We start from the raw sequence: 11160 nt of genomic DNA on the forward strand, positions 1-11160 counted from the left end.
GAGCATGTCTGAAGAAAAATTAGGTCAACATTATCTCGCCGCGCTGAATGAGGCATTTCCGGGCGTCGTGCTGGACCACGCCTGGCAGACCAAAGATCAGCTTACCGTTACCGTAAAGGTGAACTACCTGCCGGAAGTGGTGGAGTTTCTCTACTACAAACAGGGTGGCTGGCTGTCGGTGCTGTTTGGTAACGACGAGCGCAAACTGAATGGCCATTATGCCGTTTACTACGTGCTGTCGATGGAGAAGGGCACCAAGTGCTGGATAACCGTGCGTGTCGAAGTTGACGCCAACAAACCAGAATATCCGTCCGTGACGCCGCGCGTTCCGGCGGCGGTGTGGGGCGAGCGTGAAGTGCGCGATATGTACGGTTTGATTCCGGTTGGCCTGCCGGATGAACGTCGTCTGGTGCTGCCGGATGACTGGCCGGATGAACTCTACCCGCTGCGTAAAGACAGCATGGATTATCGTCAGCGTCCGGCACCGACCACCGATGCTGAAACCTACGAGTTCATCAACGAACTGGGTGATAAGAAAAATAACGTTGTACCGATTGGTCCGCTACATGTCACTTCTGACGAACCGGGGCACTTCCGTCTGTTCGTCGATGGCGAAAACATTATCGACGCCGACTACCGCCTGTTCTACGTCCATCGTGGTATGGAAAAACTGGCGGAAACCCGCATGGGTTATAACGAAGTGACGTTCCTCTCTGACCGTGTTTGCGGGATCTGCGGCTTCGCCCACAGCACCGCCTACACCACGTCGGTGGAAAACGCGATGGGCATTCAGGTACCAGAGCGTGCGCAGATGATCCGCGCCATTCTGCTGGAAGTGGAACGTCTGCACTCGCATCTGCTCAACCTCGGCCTTGCCTGCCACTTTACTGGCTTTGACTCCGGCTTTATGCAGTTCTTCCGCGTGCGCGAATCCTCCATGAAAATGGCGGAGATCCTCACCGGGGCGCGTAAAACTTACGGTCTGAACTTGATCGGCGGGATTCGTCGCGATCTACTGAAAGATGACATGATCCAGACCCGCCAACTGGCGCAGCAAATGCGTCGTGAAGTGCGGGAACTGGTGGATGTGCTGCTGAGTACGCCAAACATGGAACAGCGCACCGTCGGAATTGGTCGTCTTGATCCAGAAATCGCCCGCGACTTCAGTAACGTTGGGCCGATGGTTCGCGCCAGCGGCCACGCTCGTGATACCCGTGCCGATCACCCGTTTGTTGGTTATGGCTTGCTGCCGATGGAAGTACACAGCGAACAGGGTTGTGACGTTATTTCGCGCCTGAAAGTGCGTATCAACGAAGTCTTTACTTCGCTCAATATGATCGACTACGGCCTGGATAACTTGCCAGGTGGCCCGCTGGCGGTGGAAGGATTCACCTATATTCCACACCGTTTTGCGTTGGGCTTTGCCGAAGCGCCGCGTGGTGATGATATTCACTGGAGCATGACCGGCGACAACCAGAAGCTGTACCGCTGGCGCTGCCGCGCGGCAACCTACGCTAACTGGCCGACCCTGCGCTATATGCTGCGTGGCAACACCGTTTCTGATGCACCGCTGATTATCGGTAGCCTCGACCCTTGCTACTCCTGTACCGACCGCATGACCGTGGTCGATGTGCGTAAGAAGAAGAGCAAAGTGGTGCCGTACAAAGAACTTGAGCGCTACAGCATTGAGCGTAAAAACTCGCCGCTGAAATAAGGAATCGCCATGTTTACCTTTATCAAAAAAGTCATCAAAACCGGCACGGCGACCTCGTCTTATCCGCTGGAGCCGATTGCGGTTGATAAAAACTTCCGTGGTAAGCCAGAGCAGAACCCGCAGCAGTGCATCGGCTGTGCGGCCTGTGTTAATGCCTGCCCGTCAAACGCCTTAACGGTTGAAACCGACCTCGCCACTGGTGAGCTGGCGTGGCAGTTCAATCTTGGTCGTTGCATCTTCTGTGGCCGCTGCGAAGAAGTCTGCCCGACAGCGGCGATTAAACTGTCGCAAGAGTACGAACTGGCAGTGTGGAAGAAAGAAGACTTCCTGCAACAGTCCCGTTTCGCGCTGTGCAACTGCCGCGTCTGCAATCGTCCTTTCGCCGTACAGAAAGAGATCGACTACGCCATTGCGCTGCTTAAGCACAACGGCGACAGCCGCGCGGAAAACCACCGCGAAAGCTTTGAGACTTGCCCGGAATGTAAGCGCCAGAAATGCCTGGTGCCGTCCGACCGTATTGAACTGACTCGCCATATGAAAGAGGCCATCTGATGAGCAATTTATTAGGCCCCCGTGACGCCAACGGCATTCCGGTCCCGATGACGGTGGATGAATCCATCGCCAGCATGAAGGCGTCGTTACTGAAAAAAATCAAACGTTCTGCCTACGTTTACCGCGTGGACTGTGGCGGCTGCAACGGCTGTGAAATCGAAATTTTTGCCACGCTTTCGCCGCTGTTCGATGCAGAACGCTTCGGCATTAAAGTCGTTCCGTCCCCGCGTCATGCGGATATTTTGCTATTTACCGGCGCGGTCACCCGTGCAATGCGATCCCCTGCGCTGCGTGCGTGGCAGTCCGCGCCGGACCCGAAAATCTGTATCTCCTACGGTGCCTGCGGTAACAGCGGCGGCATTTTTCACGATCTCTACTGCGTGTGGGGCGGTACAGATAAAATCGTCCCGGTGGATGTCTGCATTCCGGGTTGCCCGCCAACGCCTGCCGCCACGCTGTACGGCTTTGCGATGGCGCTCGGTTTGCTGGAACAGAAAATCCACGCCCGTGGCCCCGGCGAACTGGATGAACAACCGGCAGAAATCCTGCACCCGGAAATGGTGCAGCCGCTGCGCGTAAAAGTGGATCGCGAAGCGCGCCGCCTGGCGGGTTACCGTTACGGTCGCCAGATTGCTGATGATTTCCTGACGCAGTTAGGGCAGGGCGAAGAGCAGGTTGCACGCTGGCTGGAGGCGGAAAACGATCCGCGTCTGAACGAGATTGTCAGCCATCTGAATCATGTTGTTGAAGAGGCGCGTATCCGATGAGTGAAAAGGTGGTGTTCAGTCAACTGAGCCGTAAATTTATTGATGAGAACGATGCCACGCCTTCTGAGGCGCAGCAGGTGGTCTATTACAGCCTGGCGATTGGTCACCACCTTGGGGTTATCGATTGCCTGGAAGCGGCGCTTACCTGCCCGTGGGATGAATACCTGGCATGGATTGCGACACTGGAGGCGGGCAGCGAAGCCCGCCGAAAAATGGAAGGCGTGCCGAAATACGGTGAGATCGTCATCGACATTAACCATGTGCCGATGCTGGCCAATGCATTCGATAAAGCCCGGGCAGCGCAAACTTCGCAGCAGAAGGAATGGAGTACAATGCTGTTAAGTATGCTGCATGATATTCATCAGGAAAACGCCATCTATTTGATGGTGAGGAGATTGCGTGACTGACGTTTTACTTTGTGTTGGCAATAGCATGATGGGCGATGATGGCGCGGGCCCGTTGCTGGTAGAAAAGTGCGCCGCCGCGCCGAAAGGTAACTGGGTGGTGATTGACGGCGGTAGCGCACCGGAAAACGACATTGTCGCCATCCGCGAGCTGCGCCCGACACGACTGCTGATTGTCGACGCCACTGATATGGGGCTAAACCCCGGCGAGATCCGCATCATCGACCCGGATGACATCGCTGAGATGTTTATGATGACGACCCATAACATGCCGTTGAATTACCTTATCGACCAATTGAAAGAAGATATTGGCGAAGTGATTTTCCTCGGTATCCAGCCGGATATCGTCGGCTTTTACTACCCGATGACCCAGCCGATTAAAGATGCGGTGGAAACCGTTTATCAACGGCTGGAAGGCTGGGAAGGAAACGGCGGATTTGCGCAGTTAGCGGCGGAAGAAGAGTAGTTCTTCGTTAAGGAATTCAGGGAATTGAAAATCAGGACAGGGATGTGCGCTTTTTTATTGGGCTTTGTGCTGCCTGCGCAGGCCACCAGCTTTACCGAATATCTGCCGATGAGTGACAGCGAATACGCGCAAAAGCGTGCGCTGAAATCTCTCCTGGCCATGCCTTATTTTACCGTTCAAAACTGGCATTTTAGAAAAGTGGGCGTTGCTGGCGTGACGCTTGAGAAGATGCCAAATGAAGAGGATTACTGGCAATTAACCGCTAAAGACCGCGCTGGTAAATCCTGGTTTGTGCCTGTGGGTGTGCTGCAAAATATGGCGGGTAATGCGCAATTTTACCGTGCTGACCTCGATCGTAATGGCATTCAGGATTTGGTTATCTGGCGAGGCGTTTCGGGAAACGGGCTGGCGCCTTCCTCGTTTTTGATCCTGATGACCTTTAATCAGCAAGGTCGCCCGTGTGTTTTCCAGGTCGATGGTTTTTACACCGCAAGCAAAACTGGCGTAGATGATTTGCTGGATTTGCAAGGCAATGGTCACACGCAATTGCTGGATATGCAGTTTGATTCTGGTTACTGGATAACCAGTCTGTATCAGGTAAAAGACGCCAAATGGCAGCGCGTTCACGGCTGGTTTGGCAAGTTAAGCTATCCCGCTCTCACGCGTTTTGCTTATACCCCCAACCGTAAACTCATCATCAAACCCATCGCCGGGCGCGACCCGCAAACGGAAGATCTGGCGCTGACGCAGCGTTGTTTGATAAAGGGGGATGTGCTTGATGGGGTGAATCAGCTCTGACAGCAAACGCTAAATTGCCTGATGCGCTACGTTTATCGGGCCTGGATGGTTCGTGCGACGTGTAAGCTGCATCCGGCAGGGTTGCCTAATCTAAATCTTCACCATTACTGGCAATCACTTTTTTATACTGGCGACGATAAAACATTCATCAGAAAATTGATTCACTGCGATTCTCTCATTGCCTTACCGTCATCACATGTCATCGTCACTAGTGTCGATGACAGTGTTTTTGTCGGCCCCAGAAAATTATTTTCCTTATATAACAGCAAATTAAAAACTGGCATGATTTATGAATGTATCGGCGCATTAACTGTCATTGCTGGAGAATTTGATGAACCGTTTCATCATTGCTGACGCGAGTAAATGTATTGGTTGCCGTACCTGTGAAGTAGCGTGCGTGGTTTCTCATCAGGAAAATCAGGATTGCGCTTCGCTGACTCCGGAAACTTTTTTACCGCGTATCCATGTCATTAAAGGTGTGAACATTTCCACTGCTACTGTTTGTCGTCAGTGTGAAGATGCTCCGTGCGCTAATGTCTGCCCGAATGGTGCTATCAGCCGTGATAAAGGGTTTGTTCATGTCATGCAGGAACGCTGCATTGGTTGCAAAACCTGCGTTGTGGCTTGCCCGTACGGCGCGATGGAAGTGGTGGTGCGTCCGGTGATTCGCAACAGCGGCGCGGGGCTGAATGTACGTGCCGATAAAGCCGAAGCCAATAAATGCGATCTGTGTAACCATCGTGAAGACGGCCCTGCGTGTATGGCTGCGTGCCCGACGCATGCGCTGATTTGTGTCGATCGTAATAAACTTGAGCAACTGAGCGCAGAAAAACGCCGCCGCACGGCGATGATGTTCTAAAAATCTTACATAACTATTCTGGCATCAAAGGAATTCCCCGAAATATTCGTAGAATACGGAGCGGGCGATATTGCTGACCTGTGACTACCGGATGCGATGCTGTCGCATCCGGTAGGGTGGGTTATGGATTCATGATGGCGGGAATAACTCAATGGCAAAAAACACATCTTGCGGTGTTCAACTGCGTATTCGTGGCAAAGTGCAGGGCGTTGGTTTTCGTCCGTTTGTCTGGCAACTGGCACAGCAATTAAATCTTCACGGCGATGTCTGTAATGACGGCGATGGCGTGGAAGTCCGGCTGCTGGAAGATCCGCAAACGTTTCTTGTTCAATTGCATCAACACTGCCCGCCGCTGGCGCGTATTGATAGCGTTGAGCGTGAGCCGTTTATCTGGTCACAACTGCCCACTGAGTTCACTATCCGCCAGAGCACAGGCGGCACCATGAATACGCAAATTGTTCCGGATGCCGCCACGTGCCCTGCCTGTCTTGCTGAAATGAATACCCTGGGCGAACGGCGTTATCGTTATCCGTTTATCAACTGTACCCACTGCGGCCCGCGTTTCACCATTATTCGCGCGATGCCTTATGACCGCCCATTTACCGTGATGGCAGCGTTTCCGTTATGTCCGGCCTGTGACAAAGAATACCGCGACCCGCTCGATCGTCGCTTCCATGCCCAGCCGGTGGCTTGCCCGGAATGTGGTCCGCATCTTGAATGGGTAAGTAATGATGTACATGCCAAACAAGAGGCTGCTTTACAGGCTGCTATAGCACAGTTAAAAGCGGGAAAAATCGTCGCCATCAAAGGGATTGGCGGATTTCATCTCGCCTGTGATGCACGTAACAGTGACGCGATAGCAACACTACGAGCGCGCAAACATCGCCCGGCGAAACCGCTGGCGGTTATGTTGCCAACGGTAGAAAACCTACCAGAGGCTGTCCGTCAGTTGCTCACCACGCCTGCCGCGCCGATTGTGCTGGTGGATAAAAAATACGTTCCCGAACTTTGTGACGATATTGCCCCATGCCTTAACGAAGTTGGGGTGATGTTGCCTGCGAATCCACTGCAACATTTGTTGTTGCAGGAACTGCAATGCCCGCTGGTGATGACCTCCGGCAACCTGAGTGGCAAACCTCCGGCTATCAGCAATGAACAGGCGCTGGAGGATTTGCAGGACATTGCCGACGGATTCTTGTTGCATAACCGCGATATTGTGCAGCGGATGGATGACTCGGTAGTGCGCGAAAGTGGCGAAATGTTGCGCCGTTCGCGTGGCTATGTACCGGATGCGCTGGCTTTGCCGCCGGGTTTTAAAAATGTGCCGCCGATGCTGTGTCTTGGCGCAGATCTGAAAAACACCTTCAGCCTGGTGCGCGGTGAACAAGCCGTGTTGAGTCAGCATCTGGGCGATTTAAGCGACGATGGTATCCAGATGCAGTGGCGCGAAGCGTTACGCCTGATGCAGAACATCTACGATTTCACCCCGCAATGTGTTGTGCATGACGCGCATCCGGGCTATGTCTCCAGCCAGTGGGCGAGTGAAATGAATCTGCCGACGCAAACGGTGTTGCATCATCATGCTCATGCGGCGGCGTGTCTGGCGGAGCATAACTGGCCGCTGGATGGCGGTGATGTCATTGCTTTGACGCTTGACGGTATCGGTATGAGCGAGAACGGCGCTTTGTGGGGCGGCGAGTGCCTGCGGGTGAACTATCGTGAATGCGAGCGCCTGGGCGGCTTGCCTGCAGTGGCGCTTCCTGGTGGTGATCTTGCCGCAAAGCAGCCGTGGCGTAACCTGCTGGCGCAGTGCCTGCGCTTTGTGCCGGAGTGGCAGAATTATCCTGAAACGGTAAGTGTGCAACAGCAAAACTGGAGCGTGCTGGCGCGGGCCATTGAACGAGGCATTAACGCGCCGCTGGCGTCATCGTGCGGGCGTTTGTTCGATGCCGTGGCGGCGGCGCTGGGCTGTGCGCCAGCCACGTTAAGTTATGAAGGGGAAGCGGCTTGTACGCTGGAGGCGCTGGCGTCTTCATGCCACGGCGTGAAGCATCCGGTGACAATGCCGTTGGTCAATAATCACCTGGATCTCGCCATTTTCTGGCGGCAGTGGCTGAACTGGCAAGCTCCGGTTAATCAACGGGCGTGGGCGTTTCATGATGCGCTGGCGCAGGGGTTTGCCGAGTTGATGCGCGAGCAGGCTACGATGCGCGGTATCACTAGGCTGGTATTCAGCGGCGGGGTTATTCATAACCGCCTGCTGCGTGCACGTCTGGCGCATTATCTCGTTGATTTCACATTGCTTTTCCCGCAGAGTTTACCTGCGGGTGATGGTGGATTATCTCTGGGGCAGGGGGTTATTGCTGCGGCTCGCTGGCTGGCGGAAGAAGTCCAGAACGGATAAAACGTGTTGCATTTGGACACCATTGCCGGATGCGGCGTAAACGCCTTATCCGGCCTACACATGTGCTCCCCGTAGGTCGAATAAGACGCGCCAGCGTCGCATCCGACATTTTGGGCACAGTAGGCGGATGCGTCATGAACGTATTATGTGACCAACATATGCGCTCTCCGTAGTAGGTCGGATAAGACGCGCCAGCGTCGCATCCGACATTTTGGGCACAGTAGGCGGATGCGACATGAACGCATTATGTGACCAACATATACGCTCTCCGTAGGTCGGATAAGACGCGCCAGCGTCGCATCCGGCATTTTGGGCACAGTAGGCGGATGTGACATGAACGCATTATGTGATCAACATATGCGCTCCCCGTAGGTCGGATAAGACGCGCCAGCGTCGCATCCGGCATTTTGGGCACAGTAGGCGGATGCGTCATGAACGCATTATGTGATCAACATATGCGCTCTCCGTAGGTCGGATAAGGCGCTCGCGCCGCATCCGACAACCGTGTTGCCTGATGCGACGCTGGCATTTTGGGCACAGTAGCCAGATGCGCCTACACCGGTAACGTTTTCAACAATCCAAACGCCTCTTTCATCCGATCTTCACTGACCACAAAGGCACGTAACTGATCGGTATCGTCCAGACCGCGTGCCACCATTCCCTGGTTTTCGGCACAAATCTGCCAGCGTAAATCCCGACGCTGGGTTTCCCCTGCCAGATGCAGTGGTAACTCCGGCGTTTTGATTTTTACCAGCATCGCCGGTAGTTTCAGAGGCGTATTAGCGCCGAGCAGATTTTTTGCCAGCATCATTGCGCTAAGTTGAATCGGCTGCAGAAACGGCAGTACCTGACCGTTAATTTCCGCGCAATCGCCCAGCGCGTAAATATCGGCATTGCTGGTTTGCAGATAACTATCGACGCAAACGCCGCGATTAATCGTCAGCCCGGCGCGTCGTGCCAGGGCGGTTTCCGGGCGCAGCCCGGTGGCGGCAATCACCGCATCCACTTCGATGCTGCGCTGGCGGTCCAGGGTTGCACGGATGCCAGAATCCGTTTTTTCCAGCGCCAGTAACTGAGATTTCAACAGCAGATGGACGCCCATCTCCGTCAACCGATGTTGTAAGCGACTGCTTACTTCCGGTGGCATTAACGATGCCAGAATACTGGCGGCGTTGTCGATCAGCGTGACTGCTTTGCCTGCCCGACAAAAATCCATCGCCAGTTCGCTACCAATCAGGCCGCCACCGACAATCAACACGCGCTGCGCTTCCCGTAGTTGCGTTTCACAGGCGCGATACTCTTGCTGACTATTTAAAGTAAGCATTAACTCACGCCCAGGCACCGGCGGGACGAAGGCGCTGGCACCGGTTGCCAGCACTAACTTGTCGTACTGCCACTGATTATTCTGGCTTTTCACCACATGGGCTTCGGCATCAATATCCGTCACCCAGGTTTGTGGAAACAGGCGCAGATTAAACTGTTCGGCAAATTCTCCCGCCGTCTGGCGGGTAAGGTCGTCGGCACGTTGTCCCTGACTGATAACATGGCTGAGATCAGGTTTGTTGTACTCATCCATGCTATCGGCAGCAATCAGGGTTAATGGAATACTGGCGTCCTGTTTGCGAATATTTTTCACCAGTTGGCGGGCGGCGAAGCCCGAACCAATGATCACAATACCGTTGCTCATTTTGCCTCCGATGCCAGTTCATCAAAGACGTCTTTGCCGAGGGAACATTCCGGGCACAGGAAGTTATCCGGAACTTCACTCCACGGCGTTCCCGGCGCGACGTCCTGCATTGGCTCGCCTTTTGCTGGATCGTAAATCCACTGGCAGACGCTGCACTGCATCCGTGGGCCGAGGTCGGTTGTTGTGGTGGCACTGGTTTCTTCTTTAACCACCGTATTCACTGTGCTCTGCGGCAGCGGCGCGAGCGCCCACTGACGGGCGATTTCACGACCGTGTTCACGACATAACTCCAGCGCGTCCTGATCCGGTCGCCATTTGGCTTTCAGACTAAGTGACATTTCGAAGCCTGCATCCTGCAAGCGCGTAGAAAGACGATCAACCGCACCGCCGCTCCAGCCGTGGGAGCCGAAAGCGCTGGCGCGTTTGTTACGGAAGCGCAATCCGGTCATCTCCTCCACCAGCCCGGCGATTTTCGGCATCATTACGTTATTCATCGTCGAAGTCCCAACCAGTACGCCTTTTGAGCGGAAGACATTGGTCAGGATTTCGTTTTTATCGCTCCGGGCGACGTTGAAAATTTTCACCGCTACGCGTGGGTCGGTTTCTGCAATCCCCTGGGCGATAGCGTCAGCCATCATGCGGGTGTTATTCGACATGGTGTCGTAGAAAATAGTGATCCTGTCTTCCTGATAATCCGCCGCCCATTTCAGGTACAGCTCGACAATCTGCGTCGGGTTATCGCGCCACACCACACCGTGAGAGGTGGCAATCATATCGACCGGCAAGTTAAAGCCCAGAATCTCGGTGATTTTGGGAGTTACCAGGCGGCTGAACGGCGTCAGGATATTGGCGTAGTAACGCTGGCACTGTTCGAAAAGCTCGGTCTGATCCACTTCATCGTTGAACAGATGCTCGTCGCAGTAGTGCTGACCAAAGGCATCGTTACTGAACAGCACTGCATCGCCCGTCAGGTAAGTCATCATGCTGTCCGGCCAGTGGAGCATTGGTGTTTCGACAAAAATGAGCTGTTTGCCATTACCGATATCCAGCGTGTCGCCGGTTTTCACCACGTTGAAATTCCACTCCGGATGATGGTGATGACCATTAATTGAGTCGATGGCGTTGGCAGTACAGTAGATTGGCGTATCCGGAATTTGCGCCATCAGTTCGGTCAGCGCCCCGGCGTGGTCTTCTTCTGCATGGTTAATTACGATGTAATCGATATCTGCCAGATCGATTTCATTACGCAGGTTCTGCACAAATTCGCGGCTGAATTTATGGTCGACAGTGTCGATTAGCACGTTTTTTTCTTCGCGAATGAGGTAGCTGTTGTAGCTGCTGCCGCGCAGCGTTTTATATTCTGTGCCGTGAAAATCACGCACTTCCCAGTCACGTTGACCAACCCAACGAATGTTATTTTTCACCACAATAGACATAGCAACCTCAATTTATTCAGCGTGTTCTAAAAAGATGTCTTGTTAATTGCAGATTGCGCGCCAGTTTTTTATC

Annotated in this window: 11 protein-coding genes; 9 read left to right on the top strand and 2 right to left on the bottom strand. The window is 53.9% G+C overall.

Features of this window, described 5'->3' with window-relative positions; translation table 11 throughout:
* The first annotated feature begins 4 nt into the window (after positions 1–4).
* The 9 genes from hycE to hypF all read left to right on the top strand — a co-directional run bounded on the left by hycE (position 5) and on the right by hypF (position 7964).
* Positions 5–1714 (top strand): formate hydrogenlyase subunit HycE, encoded by a 1710-nt coding sequence (hycE, locus tag C1192_RS22045; RefSeq protein WP_016159605.1) that lies wholly within the window; start codon positions 5–7, stop codon positions 1712–1714.
* 9 nt (positions 1715–1723) lie between these two features.
* Entirely contained in the window at positions 1724–2266 is a 543-nt protein-coding gene (gene hycF, locus C1192_RS22050; RefSeq protein ID WP_000493799.1) for a formate hydrogenlyase subunit HycF, read from the top strand.
* Entirely contained in the window at positions 2266–3033 is a 768-nt protein-coding gene (gene hycG, locus C1192_RS22055) for a formate hydrogenlyase subunit HycG (protein WP_038355664.1), read from the top strand. The genes hycF and hycG overlap by 1 nt, the downstream gene beginning before the upstream one ends.
* Positions 3030–3440: a formate hydrogenlyase assembly protein HycH gene (hycH, locus tag C1192_RS22060; protein WP_001291934.1), complete on the top strand. Its 411-nt coding sequence runs from the start codon at positions 3030–3032 to the stop codon at positions 3438–3440. Before hycG ends, hycH begins: the two co-directional genes overlap by 4 nt.
* Positions 3433–3903: a hydrogenase maturation peptidase HycI gene (hycI, locus tag C1192_RS22065; protein ID WP_038355663.1), complete on the top strand. Its 471-nt coding sequence runs from the start codon at positions 3433–3435 to the stop codon at positions 3901–3903. The genes hycH and hycI overlap by 8 nt, the downstream gene beginning before the upstream one ends.
* Positions 3904–3945: 42 nt before the next feature.
* Positions 3946–4701, top strand: a complete 756-nt coding sequence (locus tag C1192_RS22070; RefSeq protein ID WP_038355662.1) for a hypothetical protein — start codon at positions 3946–3948, stop codon at positions 4699–4701.
* Positions 4702–4722: 21 nt separating this feature from the next.
* Entirely contained in the window at positions 4723–5055 is a 333-nt protein-coding gene (locus C1192_RS22075; protein WP_071985576.1) for a hypothetical protein, read from the top strand.
* The gene (gene hydN / locus C1192_RS22080; protein ID WP_001078778.1) at positions 5033–5560 is read left to right on the top strand and encodes an electron transport protein HydN; all 528 of its coding nucleotides are present in this window, start codon (positions 5033–5035) and stop codon (positions 5558–5560) included. Before C1192_RS22075 ends, hydN begins: the two co-directional genes overlap by 23 nt.
* A gap of 151 nt (positions 5561–5711) precedes the next feature.
* Complete coding sequence (hypF, locus tag C1192_RS22085; RefSeq protein WP_038355661.1) at positions 5712–7964, top strand: carbamoyltransferase HypF; 2253 nt, start codon at positions 5712–5714, stop codon at positions 7962–7964.
* Between the two features lie 553 nt (positions 7965–8517).
* Here the strand turns inward: hypF and norW are convergent.
* Positions 8518–9651, bottom strand: a complete 1134-nt coding sequence (gene norW / locus C1192_RS22095; RefSeq protein ID WP_001516940.1) for an NADH:flavorubredoxin reductase NorW — start codon at positions 9649–9651, stop codon at positions 8518–8520.
* Entirely contained in the window at positions 9648–11087 is a 1440-nt protein-coding gene (gene norV / locus C1192_RS22100) for an anaerobic nitric oxide reductase flavorubredoxin (RefSeq protein ID WP_038355660.1), read from the bottom strand. Before norV ends, norW begins: the two co-directional genes overlap by 4 nt.
* Positions 11088–11160: the final 73 nt, after the last annotated feature.

The sequence above is a fragment of the Escherichia marmotae genome, assembly GCF_002900365.1.
Taxonomy (GTDB): Bacteria; Pseudomonadota; Gammaproteobacteria; order Enterobacterales; family Enterobacteriaceae; genus Escherichia; species Escherichia marmotae.